Annotated in this window: 22 protein-coding genes; 14 read left to right on the forward strand and 8 right to left on the reverse strand. The window is 46.4% G+C overall.

The features are described 5' to 3' along the window. On the forward strand, positions 1 to 198 hold a 198-nt coding region (locus tag BLS15_RS24325; RefSeq protein ID WP_175460833.1), incomplete at its 5' end, for a transposase. A gap of 18 nt (positions 199 to 216) precedes the next feature. On the opposite strand, the gene BLS15_RS24330 is transcribed toward BLS15_RS24325, so the two are convergent. Continuing rightward, the gene (locus BLS15_RS24330) at positions 217 to 654 is read right to left on the reverse strand and encodes a hypothetical protein (protein WP_254777403.1); all 438 of its coding nucleotides are present in this window, start codon (positions 652 to 654) and stop codon (positions 217 to 219) included. A 41-nt stretch (positions 655 to 695) separates the two neighbouring features. On the opposite strand from BLS15_RS24330, the gene BLS15_RS24335 reads away from it, so the two are divergent. The 6 genes from BLS15_RS24335 to BLS15_RS24360 all read left to right on the forward strand — a co-directional run bounded on the left by BLS15_RS24335 (position 696) and on the right by BLS15_RS24360 (position 4,673). Beyond that, positions 696 to 989 carry a hypothetical protein gene (locus BLS15_RS24335; RefSeq protein WP_090514222.1) on the forward strand — a complete coding sequence of 98 codons (294 nt, stop codon included), beginning with the start codon at positions 696 to 698 and terminating at the stop codon, positions 987 to 989. A 178-nt stretch (positions 990 to 1,167) separates the two neighbouring features. Continuing rightward, positions 1,168 to 1,299, forward strand: coding sequence for a DUF4023 family protein (locus tag BLS15_RS24340; protein WP_021257338.1), 132 nt, complete (start codon positions 1,168 to 1,170; stop codon positions 1,297 to 1,299). Positions 1,300 to 1,560: 261 nt separating this feature from the next. After that, positions 1,561 to 2,274 (forward strand): GNAT family N-acetyltransferase, encoded by a 714-nt coding sequence (locus tag BLS15_RS24345; RefSeq protein WP_021257339.1) that lies wholly within the window; start codon positions 1,561 to 1,563, stop codon positions 2,272 to 2,274. Positions 2,275 to 2,387: 113 nt separating this feature from the next. After that, entirely contained in the window at positions 2,388 to 2,933 is a 546-nt protein-coding gene (locus BLS15_RS24350; protein WP_090514224.1) for a PadR family transcriptional regulator, read from the forward strand. Continuing rightward, the gene (locus BLS15_RS24355; protein WP_090514227.1) at positions 2,917 to 4,125 is read left to right on the forward strand and encodes a cytochrome P450; all 1,209 of its coding nucleotides are present in this window, start codon (positions 2,917 to 2,919) and stop codon (positions 4,123 to 4,125) included. Before BLS15_RS24350 ends, BLS15_RS24355 begins: the two co-directional genes overlap by 17 nt. 179 nt (positions 4,126 to 4,304) lie before the next feature. Further along, a complete protein-coding gene (locus tag BLS15_RS24360; RefSeq protein WP_021257342.1) occupies positions 4,305 to 4,673 on the forward strand; it encodes an MmcQ/YjbR family DNA-binding protein in 369 nt (122 codons plus the stop codon). A 112-nt stretch (positions 4,674 to 4,785) separates the two neighbouring features. On the opposite strand, the gene BLS15_RS24365 is transcribed toward BLS15_RS24360, so the two are convergent. Then, positions 4,786 to 5,733, reverse strand: a complete 948-nt coding sequence (locus tag BLS15_RS24365; protein WP_090514229.1) for a prenyltransferase — start codon at positions 5,731 to 5,733, stop codon at positions 4,786 to 4,788. Positions 5,734 to 6,418: 685 nt separating this feature from the next. Here BLS15_RS24365 and qoxA point away from each other — a divergent pair. Genes qoxA through qoxD form a run of 4 tightly spaced genes read left to right on the forward strand, consistent with a single transcriptional unit; the run spans position 6,419 to position 10,248 of the window. Continuing rightward, positions 6,419 to 7,393, forward strand: a complete 975-nt coding sequence (gene qoxA / locus BLS15_RS24370; protein ID WP_021260887.1) for a cytochrome aa3 quinol oxidase subunit II — start codon at positions 6,419 to 6,421, stop codon at positions 7,391 to 7,393. A 29-nt stretch (positions 7,394 to 7,422) separates the two neighbouring features. Beyond that, on the forward strand, positions 7,423 to 9,366 hold the full coding sequence (gene qoxB / locus BLS15_RS24375) for a cytochrome aa3 quinol oxidase subunit I (RefSeq protein ID WP_021257345.1): 1,944 nt from the start codon (positions 7,423 to 7,425) through the stop codon (positions 9,364 to 9,366). After that, a complete protein-coding gene (qoxC, locus tag BLS15_RS24380; protein WP_021257346.1) occupies positions 9,363 to 9,959 on the forward strand; it encodes a cytochrome aa3 quinol oxidase subunit III in 597 nt (198 codons plus the stop codon). Before qoxB ends, qoxC begins: the two co-directional genes overlap by 4 nt. A 1-nt stretch (position 9,960) precedes the next feature. Continuing rightward, positions 9,961 to 10,248, forward strand: coding sequence for a cytochrome aa3 quinol oxidase subunit IV (gene qoxD, locus BLS15_RS24385; RefSeq protein WP_005545125.1), 288 nt, complete (start codon positions 9,961 to 9,963; stop codon positions 10,246 to 10,248). Between the two features lie 62 nt (positions 10,249 to 10,310). On the opposite strand, the gene BLS15_RS24390 is transcribed toward qoxD, so the two are convergent. From BLS15_RS24390 to BLS15_RS24405, 4 genes are all read right to left on the reverse strand, one after another. After that, on the reverse strand, positions 10,311 to 11,861 hold the full coding sequence (locus BLS15_RS24390) for an extracellular solute-binding protein (protein ID WP_090514232.1): 1,551 nt from the start codon (positions 11,859 to 11,861) through the stop codon (positions 10,311 to 10,313). Positions 11,862 to 11,890: 29 nt separating this feature from the next. Beyond that, positions 11,891 to 12,757 (reverse strand): carbohydrate ABC transporter permease, encoded by an 867-nt coding sequence (locus BLS15_RS24395; protein ID WP_021257349.1) that lies wholly within the window; start codon positions 12,755 to 12,757, stop codon positions 11,891 to 11,893. Between the two features lie 12 nt (positions 12,758 to 12,769). Continuing rightward, entirely contained in the window at positions 12,770 to 13,705 is a 936-nt protein-coding gene (locus tag BLS15_RS24400; protein WP_021257350.1) for an ABC transporter permease, read from the reverse strand. A 181-nt stretch (positions 13,706 to 13,886) separates the two neighbouring features. Beyond that, positions 13,887 to 16,073 carry a helix-turn-helix transcriptional regulator gene (locus tag BLS15_RS24405; protein WP_090514235.1) on the reverse strand — a complete coding sequence of 729 codons (2,187 nt, stop codon included), beginning with the start codon at positions 16,071 to 16,073 and terminating at the stop codon, positions 13,887 to 13,889. Positions 16,074 to 16,324: 251 nt separating this feature from the next. Between BLS15_RS24405 and BLS15_RS24410 the strand changes: the two genes are divergently transcribed. From BLS15_RS24410 to BLS15_RS24420, 3 genes are all read left to right on the forward strand, one after another. Beyond that, a complete protein-coding gene (locus BLS15_RS24410) occupies positions 16,325 to 17,452 on the forward strand; it encodes a copper amine oxidase N-terminal domain-containing protein (protein WP_028533328.1) in 1,128 nt (375 codons plus the stop codon). Positions 17,453 to 17,600: 148 nt separating this feature from the next. Beyond that, positions 17,601 to 18,728, forward strand: coding sequence for an ATP-binding protein (locus tag BLS15_RS24415; RefSeq protein WP_090514238.1), 1,128 nt, complete (start codon positions 17,601 to 17,603; stop codon positions 18,726 to 18,728). Between the two features lie 423 nt (positions 18,729 to 19,151). After that, entirely contained in the window at positions 19,152 to 20,477 is a 1,326-nt protein-coding gene (locus BLS15_RS24420) for a PepSY-associated TM helix domain-containing protein (protein WP_028533326.1), read from the forward strand. Between the two features lie 417 nt (positions 20,478 to 20,894). Here BLS15_RS24420 and BLS15_RS24430 read toward each other — a convergent pair whose 3' ends face one another. After that, positions 20,895 to 21,323 (reverse strand): threonine/serine exporter family protein, encoded by a 429-nt coding sequence (locus tag BLS15_RS24430; RefSeq protein ID WP_021257356.1) that lies wholly within the window; start codon positions 21,321 to 21,323, stop codon positions 20,895 to 20,897. 68 nt (positions 21,324 to 21,391) lie between these two features. Beyond that, the gene (locus tag BLS15_RS24435; RefSeq protein ID WP_021257357.1) at positions 21,392 to 22,150 is read right to left on the reverse strand and encodes a threonine/serine exporter family protein; all 759 of its coding nucleotides are present in this window, start codon (positions 22,148 to 22,150) and stop codon (positions 21,392 to 21,394) included. Positions 22,151 to 22,278 lie beyond the last annotated feature (128 nt).

The raw sequence follows: 22,278 nt of genomic DNA on the forward strand, positions 1-22,278 counted from the left end.
CAGATAGCGTTCCAGGAAACAGAATATTTCAAGGCGAAATCTAAGGAACGCTACAAAATTGAAGCCAAAAACAGCGAACTCAAACATGGACACGGGTATGATGTAGCCACATCCTCGGGTCTGCTTGGCATGCAATTACAAGGCGCGATGGCGATATTTGCTGTAAATCTCAAGCGAATATTGAAGCTAGTGGACTGAGGTTACTAGAAAACACAGCTAAGCTAGACCCACAAAAAGAAGACATTCGTCCCGAAAAGCGGTACGAATGTCTTCTTTTCTTTTATCTAAATAGCATCTGAAGAAAATGGCTAGTTCTTCAGTGGCCTCCCGCTCTTGCACACCCATTTTGATAGCCTCCATCGTAGACAAGCCCATTCCTTTGGCCACTTTGTAGGTTTCCAGCACTTTTGTCACGAATTTCACAGTTCCGCCAGCTGCCTTAATGGCGTCTTTTATTTTGGTAATCTTAGCTGGTGCAAAAACAAGAGCTGCTATGGCTAATCCTACTGCAGATGTGCAACCAACAATTCCGCTCGTTTGATACTCGGAGACGCGAAATTCCGTGTTCGTATTGAACCACTCCATGATCGCTTCCGGACCGCGCTCAATGACATCATCAGGTATTCTTTCGATTGCAGCAAGAGCTTTTTCCACTTCAACGAAATTCGGATCGGCTCAAACAGGAGTGATTTAAATTGAAAAAAACTACAGTCAATTACATTCTGTTGGCGGTCATCGTAGCATTTGCCGTTTTTGCGTACTTTTTCATCCCCAATCCTCTCACAAAGGAGATTGCCGTTTCTGGCGCCATTTTATATTTCGTAATTATGATGCTCCTACTCAGAATAAGGGACGATAGGGAGCAGCCAGATAGAGCGAATAAAAAGACGGGGATTTACTCCGAATTTTACAAAGGAGTTTACATCGGTTTCGGCATCGTTCTGGGCATTAATTTTTCATCCAACTATTTACCGATGATGAAACAATGAAAATGACTTCAAGGGTGTTCACCTATACCTATGCCGCTATTTTAGGCATCATCTATTTGACAACGAGGAACAAGTAACAGGAGCCGCAATTCAACAATAAATACGACTTATGTGGACATGATTTTCCCTTCAACCGGTTATAGTATCAAGGAGTGCCTAACAAGGAGGGATCTGTTCAATGGAAGACACCAAACAATTCGTGGATAAGCTGCATGAAGACCAGCAGAAGGCAAAGCGCAACCAGCAGCGCCATGGCGAAGGCAACCCGGGTTCGAGCTTGCCAGGAAAGCAGCACAGCACTAACAAATAAAAAAAGAAAAGCCGCGCAAAAGATCCCGAAGCCGCATTCAATCGCGGTAAGGAGTCCTGCACGGCTTATTTACTATATTAGGGGATATCATTCAACCTGCTGCACACTCGAACTTCATCCACAACGGCAAACGGGAGTAAGGGCACATGCGTTGACTTAGACGAATGCGCAGCAGTACGATAGACAGGAGGTTTCCGAAATTCGGCCGACTAAATGAACAAGCAAGGAAAGCCTAACGTGGAGCCTTATTTACATTGAATCATGATCCGAGGTGGAACCATTTGTAATTCAAGAGCAAGTCACGCTAACGTTACAACGAACAGAACTTCCGAACCCAACTACGTAAAACTACGCCGCACAGATATCCGCCAAGCTGCCGTCGTCCTTGCGCAAGGCTTCATGGATGACCCGCTATATGAGCACATGCTTCCGGAGCGGACAACCCGCCTTGAGGTGCTCATCATCTTCTTCCGCAACTATATTGCCATGCTGTATCAGGAAGCCGACCTGTATGCAACGTCCGAACAGCTTGAAGCCGTTGCCCTCGTGTTCCGTTCTGAGCGGACAGGAGTGTCCCGGTTCTCACATGCACAGTACTTGTACCGAATTGCTTGTGCAATTATCAAATCAATCCCGATGTGCCGTTATATCAGCATCCATCAATTTATACGTGGATTGTCAACGCTTAACTCTATGAGCTCCGCCTGGATATCCGAACTGAACGAGCAGGATTATATCCATTTGGACATGCTTGTCGTGCAGCCGCAATTCCGCGGCCAGGGTTTCGTCAGCCAATTAATGAGGCCCTTGCTCTCTGAGTGCGATGCGCGTGGCATTCCTTGCACGCTGGAGACACATAACCCGAGCAACATTTCCTTGTATGGACATTATGGATTCGAAGTGGTGGATACAATCCCAATGCCCGGGAACAGCGTATCCCAACAATACTGCATGGTGTATCGTCCCGACAAATAGATAATTCACACTTTTTACATGTATTTACATTTACTGAGCCGCATATGATCAATTATCCCTGAGCATAGGTTAAAATAACCTATGCTCTAATTTATATACGAACAGGAGGACATATGTACATCGATATATTGTTGCTTCATCATCTCATGATTAAGCCCAAGCACGGCTATGAGGTAAAGAAGCAGTTGGAGCGTCTGTTCGCCGACTCCATCCGCGTCAACAACAACATGCTCTATCCCTCCCTTCGCAAGTTCGAACAGATGGGAGCCATTACGAAGGAAGTGGATACCCAGTCTGGAAAGCCTTCCCGCCACATGTACGCCATTACTGAGCTAGGAAAAAAGATGTTCCATAAGCTGCTGCGGGAATTCCCTCCGGAATTTGCAGCTCATGAGAATGAATTCATTGTTCGCGTTAGTTTGTTCGATTATTTGCAGGTTCCCGAACAGCAGGCGATTTTGAACGCCCGAACCGATTATCTTCGCAGCCAACTCGAAATCATTACCCAAGGACAGTCACTCACCGAAGGCAAACCTTTCGCCCTGAGCACGTTTCAATTCCTGATCAAGAAGCTTCAAAGCGAACTGAACTGGATCGAAACTCTTAACGACCAGCTATACAATTACGGAGGAGGTAAATCAATTGAAAACAAAGGGTGAAATTTTTATTCATGAGATTACTGGGTTCAACACGAAAGAGCAGTTGTGGAATCCGTATGCCTGGTTCCAGCATATGCGTGAAAAGAACCCTGTCTATTACGACGCAGAGCAGGATGTGTGGAATGTATTCCGCTATGAGGATGCAAAACGAGTTCTCTCGGATCATCAACTCTTCTCCAGCGTTCGCGAGCGTAGTATCGTCCCCGTTCCGAGGGATAACAGCGGTATCAGCCTGACCCTCTCGGATCCGCCGATACATCGTAAGCGCCGTGCGCTTATTGCCAAAGCATTCGTTCCACGCAGCTTGGATCAGTGGAAACCGAAAATTCAAGCAATCGTCGATGGATTACTTGACAACATGCAATCACAGAACACGGTGGACATTGTGAATGCATACGCTGTCCCGCTGCCTGTGACCGTAATTGCCAACCTGCTTGGCGTGCCGTCACGGGACTGGGAACAGATCAAACACTGGTCCAACATTTTGTTCATGGGCCATCATCGGGGGAGCATTGAGCAGCAGAAGCTTCAAAAAGACACGGCCATTAAAGAATTCTCAGCATATTTACTCCCCCTTGTTTTGGAGAAACGAGCACACCCTCAAGATGACATCTTGTCCGACCTGACCATGGCAGAATACGAAGGAAGCCGATTGACCGATGAGGAAATCGCAAGAACCGGTATCGGCCTCTTGGGTGCCGGAAATGAAACGACAACTACACTCATAACGAATTGTTTCTATAGTCTGCTCTATGATCAACCGTCTGCTTACGATGAACTGTGCCAACATCCCGAGCTTGTCCCGCAAACAATCGACGAAGTGCTGCGCTACCGGTTCCACATATCCATTGATCGTACAATCACGCAGGATACGAATGTGTTCGGCCCGCCTATGAAGAAGGGGCAGATCGTGATCGCTTGGATGAGTTCCGCAAATCGTGACGACAGACAATTTGCCCATCCAGAGAAATTCGATATTCATCGTATAGGCAACGACAAGCATTTGACCTTCGGCAGTGGCCACCATTTCTGTCTTGGCGCACCACTTGCCCGGCTGGAGGCAGAATATGCGCTAACATCCTTCGTCAAGCGGTTCCCTTTCGCTTCCGCATCGGAAACCTTCCACATTGACGAGCATATGCCTGATCACAGCCACAAACTCTCCAGCCTACCGATCCGAATTCATGGATAGTCCATTTCCATCTCCAACTCCACCTTTCCGCAACAAGAGAAATCTATCGCCGTATTTTCAGCAAATTCGACAATTTTTTTAAATGAACTTACAGAAGTCAATCCGCCCCGTTGCATTTCTATCAACCTTTCGATATGCTAAAGATAACTATCTTCATCTATGAAAAGGAATGTTTCGACATGCAGGATTGGAATGACTATTGTTTTGACAAACAAGGCGCTCGTCTGACCTACCCGTTCGGAGACGATGTCCCCGTATTCCGTGTAGGTGGCAAAATATTTGCTTTGTTCCGTGAAACGGACGGTTGTCCAAGTGTTACGTTGAAGTGTGACCCCTTCCGTGCCGAGTCCCTGCGCGAGCAATTCGCCGAGATTACACCGGGTTATCACATGAACAAGCGACATTGGAACACGGTGGCGCTCAATGGCAGCTTGAGTGATCAAGATATCCAGATGCTCATTGACCACTCTTATGATCTCGTCTTTAAATCTCTGACGAGAGAAGAGAAAGCCGTCATTATCGCAAATCAATTGATGGGGCGAGTGTAGGTGATCATTCACCTTTACGGTTCGGAGGACGTCAATGTCCTACATGGATGACGTCTTTTTGCGGACAAATAAGACAAGGGATGTGCCAAGCGGCACATCCCTTGTCTTATGTTCAAGAGAATAAGATTGCTAATCCCAACACAAGGATACGAGCAGCATTCATCAGAATGAAGTTCTTCACGGCCAGTACAAAGGTATGTTCCTTCGTCTGCTTCGTTATGAATTTCTTCATATTTCTTCGTACCGGAATGAACGTCGCCACAATAAGCAGCAACAGCACAGGGTGTACCCCGATGGCAAAGAGGACAATGACGTCCAGGTACGCCGCCACATACAACCATTGGAACAACATCAGTGCGCTCGGCTTCCCGATATACACGGGCAGTGTATATCGCTTGTTCGCCAGATCATCCTCAATGTCGCAAATATTATTGGCCAACATAATATTCGCTATGCTCAGAACAGCTGGAATCGATATCGCGAACACCAACAGCACTTCTATTAGATTGATATCGAGATGAGCCATCCGGAAGTCAATCGCCAGTGATACAAGCTGTTCCTTGTCTACATGTATGTATGTAGAAATGAAAATGATAACGAACCCCATAAACAATCCGGAGAACAACTCGCCAAGCGGCATTCGTGATATCGCAATCGGACCTAGCGAATAGAGGAAACCTACAAGGAATGACAAGCCTCCTAACCCAAGAATAAGAATATCCGTCTGCAGCACCAGGGCAACCCCAGAACTTATGGCCGTTACAAGAAGCGTCGCAATGACCCTAACTACCCTCGACTCCTTGAGTCCATAGGATACAATCGCATTGTGTACTTCATAACCATACCCGTGTGTTTTAATCGCCTTTTTGTAATCAATATAATTATTAATGGCCGTGGTCGCCATGTCGAAAGACAATAATGAGGCGAACATAAGTAGAAATGGAACTAGCCGAAATTCATGAAATCGATATAGCGCGTATAACGTTCCGATGAAGAACGGTATCATGCTCGCTACTTTCGTTTGGATTTCAACTAACCTAAGAAATTGCCCAACCTTCACCTCGTTACCCCCATGTTCCGCAAATAAATTGGTGTACCGCCACTGTCCTCGAACCCACATAAAAATATATCAAAATCCGCCTTCCTCGGATAGCGGATGATATATTCTACCTCATAAGGTGTCGTATTCTAGCGAAAACCGGCGAATTCGCGAGTAATTAGAGCTAAAAACACTCTATCCTACTTAAAATTAGAATTATTTCCTAACAATCGTTATGAATGGTTATTCTGTGCTGTTCGTAAACGATGTATTACAAAACGGAGCGAGCGTGCGCTAGAACGAGCAATTCGGATCTCCCTATTGCTTATCTACCACGGTTCATACCAACTTGCACATTCACTTCTGTTGTACACAAATCCTTTAAAATTGAGGAATAATGTGGGTTTTACCGCCTTTGAAGGGCTCACAATTGTGACAGTATTGGTACACTTGATGGTCTTAGAGGCAATTATGAACAAATTTCAAAAACGGCGATTTTGGCGGAAATTCAATGATATTTATCACTTTTTCGGCTTTTGGGCTTAATTTGGGCAGGAAAACTTGATCCTTATATGGATATCTATGTCAACTAAGGATCACTATGTCATTTGTAATTCAGAGTGCTTCCTAATAAGATATAGCATGGTTACAATATCCCGATTTCCTACTATATATAAAGCCAACCAACAGAGAAAGGGGTACCTTGATGAAAAAGAAAGGGTTGTTATTCACCTTATTCGCAGCTCTTCTTGTCCTCTTGACCGGTTGTGATTCATTAGATGTTTTGAATCCGAAAGGTCCTCAGGCCAAGACGCAGTCCGACGTCATTATTTTCTCCATGATTATGATGGCAGGAATTTTGTTCGTCGTGTACGCACTTTATATTTTCATGTTAACGAAGTATCGCGCTTCAAAATCAGCACCTGATTATGAGCCTCCTCATGAGGAAGGCAGCAAGTGGCTGGAAATTACGTGGACGTTAATTCCGGTCATTATTGTAACCGTGCTATCTGTTGTGACGATTCGCTCTACTGTTGCAGTAGAATCGCCTCCAGAAGGCTATGACAATCAGAAGCCACTCGTTATCTATGCCGCATCATCCAACTTCAAATGGCATTTCAGCTATCCAGAAGAAGGCATTGAAACGGTGAACTATCTGAATATCCCTACGAATCGCCCAATCGAGTTCCGTCTCTATTCTTACGGACCGATTACAAGCTTCTGGGTACCGCAGCTTGGCGGTCAGAAGTACGCGATGAGCGACATGGTGACGACGCTTCACCTTGCAGCTGATCATGAAGGTTCATTCATGGGTAAAAACTCGAACTTCAGCGGTAAAGGCTTTGCGCACATGCAATTCGAAGTGCTCGCAATGTCCCCTACCAAGTACACAGAGTGGGTAAAAGAAGTGAAGGGTACCGCTTCTGAATTAACAGAAGAGGAATTCAACTCCTTGCTGAAGACCGAATTTGTAGGACGGAAATCTTATTCCTCCACACACTTGACATTCAGACCAGCACCAGAGGGCGAACATGGCGGCCACAATCATGGTGGATCGTCTCATGACGACTCTCATAAGGAATCGGATAAAGAAATGGACCACTCGAAAATGGATCATTCGAACATGGAACATTCCAACGATGAACACCAAGAGATGGATCATTCTCAACATGGCAACTAGATTGAACAAGAAAGGAGTAATTTGAGACTATGAAATGGGACGAATTTTTCGTTACCGGCGAACCGATGATTTATGGCGCTATGGCCAGCATCGTGCTCGTGACGATAGCCATCATCTTCAGCTTGACCTATTTCAAAAAATGGGGCTATCTGTGGCGGGAATGGCTGACAACCGTTGACCATAAGAAAATCGGTATCATGTACATCCTGAGTGCCCTGGTCATGCTGTTCCGCGGCGGTATGGACGCTCTGATGATGCGTACGCAGCTGGCTGCACCTGATATGAAGTTCCTGGATGCCCAGCACTATAATGAAGTATTTACAACGCACGGCGTTATTATGATTCTCTTTATGGCGATGCCATTTATTATCGGCTTGATGAACGTAGTTATACCACTCCAAATCGGGGCGCGCGACGTCGCATTCCCTCGCCTGAACGCAGTCAGCTTCTGGCTGTTCTTCTGGGGAGCAATGCTGTTCAACATCTCGTTCGTTATCGGGGGCTCCCCGGACGCAGGCTGGACTTCTTACTTCCCGCTTGCAGGTCCTGAGCTTGCACCGAAGATCGGGAATAACTTCTATGCGATCGCATTGCAGATTGCAGGTCTTGGTACTTTGATGACAGGCGTCAACTTCATCGTTACAATCTTGAGAATGCGAGCGCCTGGCATGACATTGATGAAAATGCCAATGTTCACGTGGTCGGTTCTGATCACGAACGTTATCATTTTGTTCGCATTCCCTGTATTGACTGTAGCGCTTGCGCTTATGACATTCGACCGCATGTTCGGCTCTCAGTTCTTCTCGATGGCCAACGGCGGTATGGATATGCTCTGGGCCAACCTGTTCTGGGTATGGGGACATCCTGAGGTATATATCGTTATCTTGCCGGCCTTCGGTATATATAGTGAAATTATCTCAACGTTCTCTCGCAAGAACTTGTACGGTTACAAATCGATGGTTGTCAGTATGGTAGCCATCTCGCTCTTGTCCTTCCTCGTGTGGGCGCATCACTTCTACACGATGGGTCACGGCGCAATGGTTAACGGATTCTTCTCCGTTAGTACGATGGCGATCTCGATTCCGACCGGGGTTAAGATATTTAACTGGCTGTTCACCCTGCGAAAGGGTAAGATACAGTTCACAACACCGATGCTGTACTCCCTTGCCTTCATTCCAATCTTCACGATTGGTGGCGTAACGGGCGTTATGCTTGCAATGGCAAGTGCTGACTATCAGTATCACAATACGATGTTCTTGGTTGCTCACTTCCACTACGTATTGATTCCAGGTACCGTATTTGCGGTTATCGCAGGTATGTACTACTGGTTCCCTAAATTGTTCGGCTTCCGCCTGAACGAGCGTCTTGGTAAGATCAGCTTCTGGTTCATCGCAATCTTCTTTAACGTGACATTCCTTCCATTGTTCTTCTTGGGACTGAAAGGTATGACACGCCGTATGTACACGTACTCTGCAGAAACTGGCTTCGGCCCGCTCAACTTGCTTGCAACAATCGGTTCTGTCGGTCTTGCTATCGGCTTCGCGATTCTCGTGTACAACATTTACTGGAGCTTCCGCTACCAGCCTAGAGATACAACGAGCGATCCGTGGGATGCACGCTCGCTTGAATGGGCAACGCACAGTCCGGTGCCTGAATATAACTTTGCTATCGTTCCAAAGGTGAAGAGCCTTGATGCCTTCTGGCTCTGGAAAAAGAACAAGCAACCATTGTTCGAAGGTGAGCTTGAAGAAATTCATATGCCGAACAATAACGGCCAGCCGTTCATTCTCGGTGTTATCTTCTTCTTCTGGGGATTCTTTATGGTATTTATGTGGTGGACACCTGCCATTATCACAAGCTTCCTCATTCTGATTATGCTTGCAGTACGTTCCTTTGAACGGGATCATGGCCGCCATATCTCGGTGAAGGAAATCAAAAAGACGGAACAACAATTGCGGGGTGATAGAGCATGAAGATCGATAATACGCTGCCGCTAGAATATCAGACAGAGGAGAACCGTAACCGAATCTTCGGCTTCTGGCTGTTCCTCGGCGCGGAGATTGTACTCTTCGCGACTTTGTTCGCCGTTTACTTTACACTGTGGACTCGTACGGGCAACGGCCCGTCTGCCAAAGAAATCTTTGAAATCAAGCCTGTATTGCTAGAGACATTCCTGCTCTTAACGAGTAGCTTCACTTGCGGACTTGCGATTCACAGTATGCGCATGAAGCTGAAGAAGCCAGCCATGGTCTTCTTCGGAATCACGCTGCTGCTCGGCCTAGGCTTCCTAGGCGTTGAGATTTTCGAATTTGTCACTTACGTGCATGAAGGTGCAACACTGCAAACTTCCGCCTTCCTGTCCAGCTTGTTCGTCTTGCTTGGAACACACGGTGCGCACGTAACGATGGGTCTTCTGTGGGGATCCGGATTGATGATGCAAATCAAGCGTGAAGGATTTACACATGATACAGCGAATAAGTCGTTCATCTTCTCGCTGTACTGGCACTTCCTTGACGTAGTATGGATCTTTATCTTCAGCTTCGTATACTTGAAAGGAATGATGTGATATGAAACAACTATTCCCGATACGTCATGTAATGGGTTATGTCTTCTCTCTCGTCCTTTCTGTCGTTGCGTTAGCCGTCATTGTATGGGATATGTCATTCACAACAGGACTTACAATCTTGATTATCTGCGCAGCTATCCAGGCTGCCGTGCAATTATTCCTGTTCATGCATATCGATGAAGATAAGACAACGAAAACAGCCAACTATACGAATATTCTGTACGCGTTATTCGTAGCTCTCGTGACGTTGTTCGGTACATTGTTCACGATGATCTGGGGTTACTTGTAAGAAGAACGAAGAGGCTATCCATGAAGTCGCAAGACTTCTGGATAGCCTCTTTTTTTGATGAGCTACTTCTTTGCCAAGAAGGCATCGATTTGACGCTGCAGCTCCTGCTGAATCCGCTTGAGGGAAGGCCCTGCTTCAGCCTCGAATTTCTTCAGTGTCTCCTCAGGATCAAGGACGCCATTGAACAATGCAGGATAGTACTTCGCCTCGACCGTATTATATTGGCTAAGGTCATTCTGTACACCAGAGGAATCGAATTCGAATCCCGTCAATATATCCTTCGTGAAACTGTCTGCATCACGAAGCACAGCATCAAAGTGTTCGTATGTTTTGTCTGCTCCCGCATCCGTCCGTTCATCGATAGGATTCCATACCCATACGTAGCCAAATTGTGAATACCCCTTCGTATCAAGCACTTTATATTCCTTGTCGCCAATAGCTTCCCAATGCTTCCCTTGTATCCCGTAGGACAGCAGATCATAGTTATCCTTCTGATTCGCCCAGTCCATAAACATAACTGCGCGTTCCTTATTTTTGCTTACCTTCGGAACAGCAAGGAAGTTCCACTGCTTGAAGTTCGAGATATTTGCCCCTTTGGTCGGATCGAAGAAGGTCACGGTCTCCAGATCACCGTTCGGAACATTGCTCTTGAACTGCTGATCGAAGGAGAGTCCCGTACCGAATGATCCCTTCGTCACGATAGCGGCTTTCCCGCTCATGAAAGGCTGAATGAAATCCTTCGCAGTCAAAATATCCTTGTATACGAGGCCATCTTTATACATCTGTCTGGCCTCCTTCAACCATGTCATAATCGGTTCCTTATCCTCGAACAGATTGAATACCTTGCCATCATTCTCTTTGTAATATAAGGTCAGACTGCTTCCAAGGGCATGGGTAAACCGTACATGCGTATCATAATCATGCAGACTGCGCTGGCTGACCATCGAATATGTCTGCTGCCCGGAGGTTCCTGCCGCCGTGAACGGGGCGATGCCTGGCTCCTTCTCCTTCACCTTGTAAGCAAAATCAATTAACTCCTTATAGGTCTTGATAGGCGGCACACCCAGCTTCTCACGAATATCCTTGCGCACGACATAAGCGTTGCCCGCCATGTAGACTAATCCAAGCGGCACTGCCATGATTTTGCCGTCATACTTGTTCGCATCCCACATTTGCTGTGGACGCTTCTCTAACACGTTCTTACCATACTGCTTGAGCAGATCATCTAGCGGCTCATAGTAGCCGTCTGCAATCATTTGATTGATATGCAGCCATGGTGCATCGAAGATCAGATCGATGCTTTCACCAGAAGCAAGGGTCACCTGTGTCTTCTGCCCCAAGTCAGCCCACGGCACGAATACGATGTCCAACTTGACGTTAATCGTATCCTTCATCCGCTTTTCTGCTTCTGCAATAACAAGATCCATATCTGGCGGCCGGTCTCCCGGGATCATGATCTTCAATGTAACCGGTTCCAATTTGCTGCCTAACGACTCGCTCCCCTTCGAGGCATCCGTGCTGGACGATCCTTCCCTCCCTTTTGAGCAGCCCACAATCAGAGACAAGGACAATAGCAACACAAGCGAGATGTTCCACCAGCGTTTCATTTTCATTTCTTCGTCCCCCTACAACAAGATATGAATTAGCCTTTCACGGATCCTAATGTCATGCCTTTAATGAAATATTTCTGTACAAATGGATATACGAACACAATCGGCCCAATTGTGATGCAGACAATAGCAAGCTGCATGCCGTAGGTTGGGACGACAATATTGTATTCCGTCCTGCTCCCGGCTACGTATGCCATGGCATTCAAGTTAGACATCAGCTGCCTGATCATCATCTGCAGCGGATGAAGCTTATAGTTATCAATAAATAGCAGCGACAAGTACCAGTCATTCCAATATTGCAGCGCATAGAACAGAGCAACCGTTGCAATGACCGGCAAGGAAATCGGCCATATGACACGGAAGAAGATACGAATGTCATTGGCCCCATCCACAGTGGCTGCTTCGTTCAACTCATAAGGCAGAGACCGATAATAGGACACAAGGATGAAGGCATAGAACGGGTTCAGCAGGTATGGCAGGACAAGAGCCCATAAAGAGTCTTTCAGATTAAGCCAGTTCGCAATAAGCATGTAGAATCCTACAAGTCCTGCGCCGAACAGCATCGTGAAGAAGGTCAGGAAGGACAGAATATTCCGATATTTCACCTTCGGATGACTCAGCACGTATGCATAGGAAGCTGTAAGGAGAACGCCAAGCACCGTTCCGGTAATGGTGACAAATAACGTGACACCATAGCTCCGGAAGACCTGATCTCCGGACAAGAGCATGGCGTACGCATCTAAGCTGAAGGACGTGGGGAACAACTGATATCCAGCAGTCTGGATATAGGATTCGTTCGCAAAGGAATTGATCAACACAATCCAAAACGGGATGAAGCAAATCAGGGCAAAACCAATTAGAAAACCATATACAATGACAAGAAACAATCGTTCACGCATGTTCATCACACCTTAGAACAATCTAGAATCTGGGTCAACCTTCCGTGTCAACCAATTGAAAAATACAACGGCGATGAGTCCCATAAGAGACTGATAGAGGATAATCGCAGAGGACATGCTGAAGTTGCCCATCTGCCGCAGCGCGCGATATGCATACGTATCAATGACATCCGTCGTTGGGAATAATACGCCAACATCTCCAATAATGGCGTATATCATACCAAAATCCCCGTAGAATATTCGGCCGATGCCAAGCAGCGTCATAATGATGATGATCGGACGCAATAGCGGAAGCGTGATATACATGATTTGCTGGAAGCGGCTCGCCCCTTCCATTTTGGCACATTCATAATATTCAGAAGAAATACTCGTAATCGATGCCAGAAAGATAATGGAGTTGTATCCCGCTACCTTCCATACGTACACGAAGGTTAGAATATACGGCCATACTCCAGGGGATAGATACCAATCCACCCCTTCAAAGCCAAGCGCCGTCAATGTTTGATTCATCATTCCTTCTGTTGAGCTGAACATCGTCTGCACCATCATGCTGACAACGAGCCAAGAAATGAAGTAGGGCAGAAAGACAAATGATTGCGCGGTCTTCTTGAACCACTTGCCTGTGACCTCATTCAACAGAATGGCGAGCACAACTGCTGTCCCAAGACCGAACACGAGAAACAATCCGTTCAGAAATACGGTGTTCCATGTGACGCGCAGCCAGTCATTGCCTTGAAAGAAGAACTCGAAGTTCTGAAAGCCTATCCACTCACTGCCGAACAGTCCATCGGCAAGCCGGTATCTCTGGAAAGCCAGCAAGTGCCCCAGCATCGGCATATAAGCAAATAGAAGCAGAAACAGCAGCCCTGGCAGAGCCAGTAAGTATAGGTATCGATTCTTCCTTATCTCATAAACAAATCCATGGCCTCCTCTTTTTGTACGTCGCAAAGCCTCCCCTCCTCACTATTCACGATCTATGTGTGGAACCATTGAGTAATAGGGTCATCGTAGCAGTTCACCTATGGATCTCACTAGTTCTCATTGGCCGAATCAGGTTCTGCTGTGGTATATGTCAGGGTTCTTATTTTGCCGATTTGGCTTCTATTTCGTTTACGGCTCATTCCCTCCGCTAACCACTTGCCTCTTGCACCTGCTCCAGCCGGTACTGTGCTGGTGTCATCCCTGTTGATTTTTTGAAGGCGGTGAAGAAGTGGCTCTTGGTCTGGAAGCCTGCCTGCTGTGAAATATCTGCAACACTCAAATCGGAATGCAGCAGCAATTCCTTCACCATTTCGATACGCCTATTGAGTATGTACTGAGACATGGAGTATCCATAATGATCGAGAAATAGCTGGCGCACGTATTTGGCGGAGAGTGCAATATGGTCTGCGATATCATCGACGGACAGTGCTGGATCGTGAATATGATATTGGATATATTCGACCACCTCTTGAACGATCTTCCCCTTGCGATTCAAGCTCTTCTGATTACCAAGCAGCGACATGATGCGGACTATCTCTTCCTTCATCCACATATGGATATCCTCCAGCTTCGTGAACCTCTTCAGGCGCTGCTCCATCCCCTCCACACTATCAATGGAAGTCAGCTTGCTGAAGGATTTGACGAAAGAGAAGAATAACAGCCGCAGCTGGAACTGACATTCTGAATACCTCATCGTCTGCAATCTTGCAAATAATTGCTCCATGAGGTTCAAGGATTGCTCTTCCTTGCCGCTCCGAATAGACTGGATGAGCTGATCCAGCAATATATCATCCGGCTGACAGTGCAAATCTGCGTATCGTTCATACTCCTGCTCCGTATAAATGCGATCCTCGCCGCTAACGAACTTGAACAATGTCACCTCACATAGCTCATCATAGACAACACGCATATCATCGCGAACATGCTTGGCTGCACTATAAGCAACAGTGATGTTCATCTGCACATGCTCCTTAGCCTGACGACGGAGCTCCGTTAATTGCTCCATCACATCATCTGCAGGTTCGGCAACTCCAATCAGAAGCAGCAGGTGATCACCGCCAAAGTCGACTACTTCGATCGTTCGGCTCTCGCTGCCTAGAAGTTCTTCCGCAATATTGCCAACTGCATACTTGAGCAGCTTCCGGGACATAAAGTCATATTGCTTCGCAATGTCATAGAAGCCATCAATCTTCACGACAGACAGCCTAATCCATTCGTGTTGAAGAATCCTCGATTCACGAGCAAGCGCTGCCCGCGTGCTGTCTCCCAATCTGCCCTGAAGAATCCATTGACGCAGGTATTCCATCTTGATAAGGGGATAATGATCACGCAGCAGCGTGACACTCTGCTGAATCGCATCGTAATCGCTGACAGCATGAAGTCCAAGCTTGCCGTGAACCTGATTCGCCAGTCTTCGGAAGGGCTTGAAGAAGAGATGTGAATTCCAAAATACAACGATGAGCAGGACAACTAGCAGAAGTACCGAGTACAGCACGATCGTCTGCTGAAAAGTCGTCGCCTGCTGCCGGAATTGCTTCATTCCCGAGAGCGAATATAGGGTCCAGCCTTGCGCTTCTAAGTCGATATAGTTGATGTACAGTCTCTCCCCCTCGTTCTTGAGTTCGAGAGCACCATGTTTATCATTCGATCTAGACTGAATAACCTCAGGCATAATTGACTCGTTGATTGCGCCAAGTACCTGTCTCCCCGACCGGTCTAATAACGCGACTTGATAATCCGGATCAGCGTCTCCCGCGATGAGGTACTGCTCCATTGCACGCTTATTCAACAATACAACGAGATAGCCATACTGCTCCTTACGGATATAGGAGGACGGAAGCAATAAGCCTATGTAGGATTTGTTTCCTACTTCATGATGAAAATATTGCAATAGAGTGGGAGCGCCTTGCTTCACTTTCTCGAGAATCGTATGGTCGGAGAATTCCTGAAAGTCGATCAGCCCTACATTGAAATCAATCACTTTTTCTCTGCGCATATTCAATAAGTAAGCGCCTTCAAAAAAGGGTTCTTTCGATAGGTACTTGGATAGGGTTTGGAGTGCTGCTGCATCCTGCAGTGGATCATCTTGATTCGAATACATCCAGTTCTGAATGGTCTGATCCCCGTACATAATCAGTCCATACCCTTTCAGCTTCGACAGAATAAATTCCGTCCGCTCTCTCGTCTCCTCAATTCTCTCCCGATTCATCGTACCTAACTGCACAGTGGCATAATCTGAGAAACGCTGAACAAGAAACAAGGAGAACGGAATAATGATGAGGGTGATAAATATGCCACTCCATACAAAAATGCGCAAATACGTAGATTTGAACATAACCGTAAACTGCCCCCCTCCTCGACGATCTGAACAGACAGTTGTCTGAAAACTTATGAGTACTATCTTAGCCGAACCTCCCCGCAATTGCCTAGTTCTCGATCTTCCGTCAAGTTCTCTTTCGCCCAATTTCCATGTATCCAAGCTATATTCTCGCCTATTGATCGTGGTCGAATCCTTGACCTGTTGCCTTCCCCTTTCCAGATTCGTCCTGTAATATAGGATGTATATACCTATTTGGAGGGAGATCTTTGAAGATCCTAAAGTGGTTAAACTATGTTTTGGCCGCCGCCGTATTGTTGACAGCCGCCGTCTTCCTCTTCCGTCCCAAAATTGGTTTAGAGTCCGATATTACCATCCGGATTAACCATGCAGAGGCAGAACTAAACGGTAAACCCATATTTCAGTCGGGACGCATATACGTGCCAATGTTTTCACTTGGCCATTATTTATCCTTTTTCACCTGGATGGATAGTTCCAATGATTCCTTTCGCGTGCTTGTTCCCGGACAAGAGGTCATAATGAAGGTAGGGGAATCTCAAGTCAAATCCTTCGGTAAAACGATACAGCTTGAGGGAGCCCCGATTATACATAACAACGCGCTGTATGTTCCGCTTCAGCTGTTCTCTTCCGTATTGCAAGTGCCGATGTCTTGGGAAAGCAGGACTGGCACCGTGGATATTACGTATAACACGCCGTATATATTCGCAAAAGAGAAGGGTGCTGCATTTTGGTTTCGCAAAAGTATAGGTGACCTGTATATGAGTACAGGCAATAAGCCATTTTTACTTAAAAATATAAACTTGAAAACTTCGGATACCAGCATATTGACTGCATCCCAGATCAGTAATGACAGCTATATGCTGCAAATCGAAGATGACTCTACTAGGAGATATGTTATCTATAAAGCGATCATCCATCATCATGAAGTTGCGACTTCGTCCATAGTCGGTTACGAGAGAAACGGAACTAATCTTAAAAGCATTGAAAAAGCCGGAGACTTATGGATCATGATCGACAACAGCACCTTAAAACTCGCCGATACGGACGGAACAATCAAGACATCCTATTCTGCACAGGAGATTTTCGGAGAGAACGATACGTTTACGGTGGAGGAAGCCTTCGACGATTACTTGCTCGTGCGCCCATCCAGACAGAAAATCCTGTATCTCTTCAATAGGAGGACCAAAGAATCGATAGCTTTATACAAGCACCTCCTGACCGGCGAAGAAAAAGCATTGATCGACTCCGCATTGACCAATGGATTGAACAAGCAGGGCGACAGTCTTTACTTCGAGAGTATAAAGGGAGATATGCTCTATTTTACTCGGCGGATCGCTGGCGCGACTCCGAGCTCTTATACATATCAACTGAAGTAGCAGGAGACAAAGAGCCTCTGGAACTGACCTCATTTGGGGCATCCCAGGGCTCATATTATTGAAGCATGCGATTGACATGAAAAACATTCAGTTTATAATTTACTTAAATACGTAATTACGCATTTCAATAATTAGTTTGGAGTGATGTATGATGGTATCTCCACGCAACGTGGAAGCTGAGTTGGATGTACTGAAAGCTCAATTAGAAGAAGTACATCAGCTAGTCAGACGAATCGCATCAGACGGCGCTGTGCCGGGTCAGAGAGCATTCGAAATGCCCCTTACACAGTCCGCGCATCAAAGCTATGACCGAGAAGACCTCGGGGAATTGAATTACTCAGGTTCTTATTACAACAGCACGAATGAACTCTACCATTTGCCTCCTTGTCAACGACGAGTAAGCCAATTGCTTACCTTAGACAGTGATAAGGCCGCCAAGGTACTCGGCGCACTCGGGCATAAACAGCGTCTTGAGATTCTGATCTCCCTACTGCAAGGGCCGCAAACTGGACCGCAGCTTGTAGAACGGCTTCATATGGGGACAACTGGTCAATTGTATCACCATACGAAGGCTTTGCTGGGCGCTGATCTGCTCGTTCAGGAAGAACGCGGCGGAGCCTATTCCGTTCCTAAGCACCGTATTATGCCGCTCTTGCTGCTCCTATCAGCTGCCACCGACTTGAACAACGCCAGCGACTACATGGAGATGGCAGAGGCACGGAGTAATGCCGGTACTTACTTGGGAGCTCCTGAAGATGAATATGACCCGCATCTATTGATACATGCTGTCCTAGAGAACTGTATCCAAGAACACCAGGCAGGGTATTGCACAGAAGTGAACCTGTTTGTACATCAGGATAGTAGCGTTACCATTGCGGACAACGGCCGAGGCATCCCAGTGAATGTGCTTCCCGGTCACGATGTTACACAGGCACAATCCGTTCTAACGGATATGGGAAGGTTCTCAAGAAGCGCTTCGTTCACTGCTCCCGGGGGAGAACAGGGGATTAGCATGGCGGTCGTTAATGCGCTCTCATCCACGCTTTCCGTGGAGATTCGCCGTGAAGGAAGAGTATTCCGCCAAGATTATAAGCAGGGTATTCCGCAAGGAAGATTACGGACAATCGGCATTACTCAAGATACAGGAACGAGCATTACATTCCTGCCAGACAATAAGCTTTTCCGCTTGCCAATCGAATACGATATACTAGCTACCCAAATTAACATAATTAACGAAGCTCATCCTGATTTAAACATCCGTATTCATCATGAATAACTGCACGCTTTAGGCATGATTCTGGCCAAGAATCCATTTACACATCTTGTACTGTTGCAGTCTATAAAGGAATCTTGGCCCCCCCGTTGGGCTGCTGTCAGCGATCCGGTTAATCAAGCAGCTTCCTCATCCGCGGGCTTTAATGGAGGGCTCTCATTCATTGCACTCTCTCCCTTTCTTCTTATGGCGTTCTACTTGTGACCTTCTACGACTTCAATTGCCTCTTCTTCTTGCCACACCAATTTCCTATATATACCATTATAAAATTATCCTCTACTACGATTATCTCGAAATTAAGTAACTAAATTTTCAATAAATGCGGTGAAATATAGCCCGATCGAGTCTTGTCCGCTTTTTCGCCTCCACATACAATGACCTAGTATTGCAACCTAGCCCCTGTTTTTAGAGGAGGAACATCATAGTATGAAAACAAACAACAGACTTAGCCATATGTTTTGGCGATGGCATTTCTATGCGGGGTTGTTCATTGCCCCCCTGCTGATTACGTTATCGCTTAGCGGAATTGGATATCTGTTCAAATCGGAAATCGAGGATATCGCATACAAATCGCTTCACTTCGGACAGAGCACCAACACCCAGACCTTAACAACAAGTCAATCAATTGCAGCTGCGGAGCAAGCGTACCCGGGAGAACGAGTGACGAAGGTCAGTTACTTCGATGATGAATCGCGCAACACCAGATTCTCCATGCGTGATGAAGCCGGTCAAGAAAGATATGTATTTGTAGATCGTAACAAACAACTCGTTGGAAGCATCCTTGCCGACGACACCTTTGGAAATATAACTCGGAATTTGCATAGTTCATTGCTAGTGGGTGGAACCGCCGTCAACTACTTGGTGGAACTAGCAGCATGCTGGGCAGTATTTCTGATCGTCTCTGGCTTATATATGGGTTGGAAAAAGAGAGCGTCTGCAACTGGATCGAAGCGTGAGAAGGCGAAGTCAAGGCATACCGTTTTCGGTATTATATTCACCATACCGTTGCTTATTCTTATCGTTACAGGGCTTCCTTGGTCTGGCTTCATGGGCAATCAGATCTATCAACTGGCGGCAAGCAACGAATCGATTGGGTATCCGAAGCTGTATGTGAGCCCGCCGCAATCCGAAGCGAAGGAGCTGCCATGGGCTACTAGAAAGGAGAAAGCTCCGCAATCCTCATCCGGCTATCTGCCACTCTCTGTAGATGATATCGAGCATATGCTCCATCATTACGGAGTGACCAAGCCTTTCGTCTTGAGCCTGCCAGCAGATGAGAAAGACGTCTACACGGCATCTAAATCCGCAGGATCAGGCATTACCGGAATGGATGTTATCAAGCCTAGCGAGGAAATAACAGCTTACTTCGATCAATATAGCGGCACACAGATTCATAAGATCGACTACCGTGATTACGGACTTATCGCCCAGTGGTTCACTTATGGGATTCCTTTGCATGAAGGGCATCTATTCGGCTGGCCGAACCAGATCCTATGCCTGCTGACGGTAGTTGCACTGCTTGCCATTGTATACTGGGGAGTTAAAATGTGGTGGATGCGCAGACCTCGGGGAAGACTTGCAGCACCTCCAAGACAGCCGTACACGAAATCAATGATCGGCTTCTATGTCATTTTAATCATTCTCGGTCTGCTCATGCCGCTGCTTGGCATGTCCCTGCTTGTGATTGCACTTATTGAATTGGTACGCTTCCTGTTATTCCGAGGAAAATCAGCGAAATCCGTAACCGGTTAATTGAAAATTAGAAAAGGGGACAGGCCTCGGCCTTCCCCTTTCTTTGCTCTACCCGGTTACAATAAAATAATCGTCCTGCCGCACACGTATGATATAATCCCCACAAACCTAATGTAAAGGAAGTGGTATTTCATGACTCTCTCTATAATGGGGGTTATGTCTCTATTATTATTCTACGCTTCATTGACAATAGGCGTTATTATCCTAATCAGCAAACGAGCAAAGGACCCCAATCGTAAACTCGCTCTCCTCACGCTAACCATTACATGTGCGATTTTGGTCAATGAGTTGTTATCCAAGTTCTTATATGGACAGCAAATTAATCTAATTATGATATTTTTATTAATCATCTTAGCCGCCTCTTGTTCTACACAATTCAGAAAGAAAAATTAAGGGAGAGCCTACTTCATCATCACCTTATCCCTTTACTCGCCTGCGCATAACCTGATGAAGCACTTCTGAAAAAATGATTCCGATCGCGATAGCACCCGATATCATCGACGCCTTGAAGGCAAGCTGAATCGCCTGATCGTACTGATCTTCTACAATATTTCGCATCGCATCATATGCTATGCCACCGGGTACAAGCGGAATGACACCGGCAACGTTGAACACAATAATCGGGGTGCGATACAGCTTAGCGAACAAATGACTCATCATCGCAATGACGAATGATGCGGCCAAGCTCGCAGGAATAGGGCCAATATTATTGTCCGTGCACAGAATATATACGAACCAGCCTGCCATGCCGACAAATCCACATTGAAGCATTAGCTTAGGCGGACTGTTGAATAGAATTCCGAACGCAGCCGAAGCAACGAAGCTCACAATGAGCTGCTCAATCATAACCAAGTGCCTCCCTCAGTCTATATGTCCATCGTGTTGAGTTCTAAATCCACTACTTAATTGCGATCCTAGGCAAATGACAAGACACAAGCGACCCCTGCTCCAATCGCGAAGGCAGTCAAAAATGCTTCCGCTCCCTTCGAGATCCCAGATACTAAGTGTCCCGCCATCAAATCACGAACTGCATTCGTAATAAGCAGCCCAGGAACAAGCGGCATCACCGACCCGATGACGATCTTATCGAGATCACGACCCAGACCATACTGCACACAGAAATAGGACACTGTTCCGACTACAATCGATGCTAGAAATTCAGAGAAAAACTTAATCCGCGATAAGCGATGGAAATACAGAAAGAGTGAAAATCCAAGCCCGCCAGCAAGCAGCGAGGGAATGAACTCAGGCCATCCGCCCCGGAACATAATCGTAAAGCAGCCGCTCGACAGCATCGCAGCAGCAATCTGCAGCCATACGGGATAAGCCAGATTGGATACCTCAATCTTTTTCAGTAAACGATGAGCCTCTGTATAGGACAAGCTGCCGCTGCTGATCTTCCGTGAAATATCATTCACGAGTGTCACCTTCTTCAGATCAGTCGACCGCTCGGATATTCGATACAAGCGTGTAATCGGTGCTGAACCATCTATCGCGAAAATAATACCTGTCGGTGTCACGAAGCTGTGGCAATTCTCGTATCCATAGGAAGCAGCAATACGTATCATGGTATCTTCCACCCGATTCGTCTCTCCACCGCTCTGCAGCATAATCTTTCCGGCTAATAAGCACAGTTGTGTAATTTCATAGCTTTCATTTGCTTGTAGGCTCATCCGATGTCTCCCCTATGAATGGCATGAATTTCCCATATTGTAACCGACAGGACAATCTTTAGTCTATGCCTGCTGATTATGCGGCTATTCGCAAGCCTTGGGGTATGCCCCTTGCGCATGAGCGACAT

The organism is Paenibacillus sp. cl6col (genome assembly GCF_900102125.1).
GTDB classification, from domain to species: Bacteria; Bacillota; Bacilli; order Paenibacillales; family Paenibacillaceae; genus Paenibacillus_B; species Paenibacillus_B suaedae.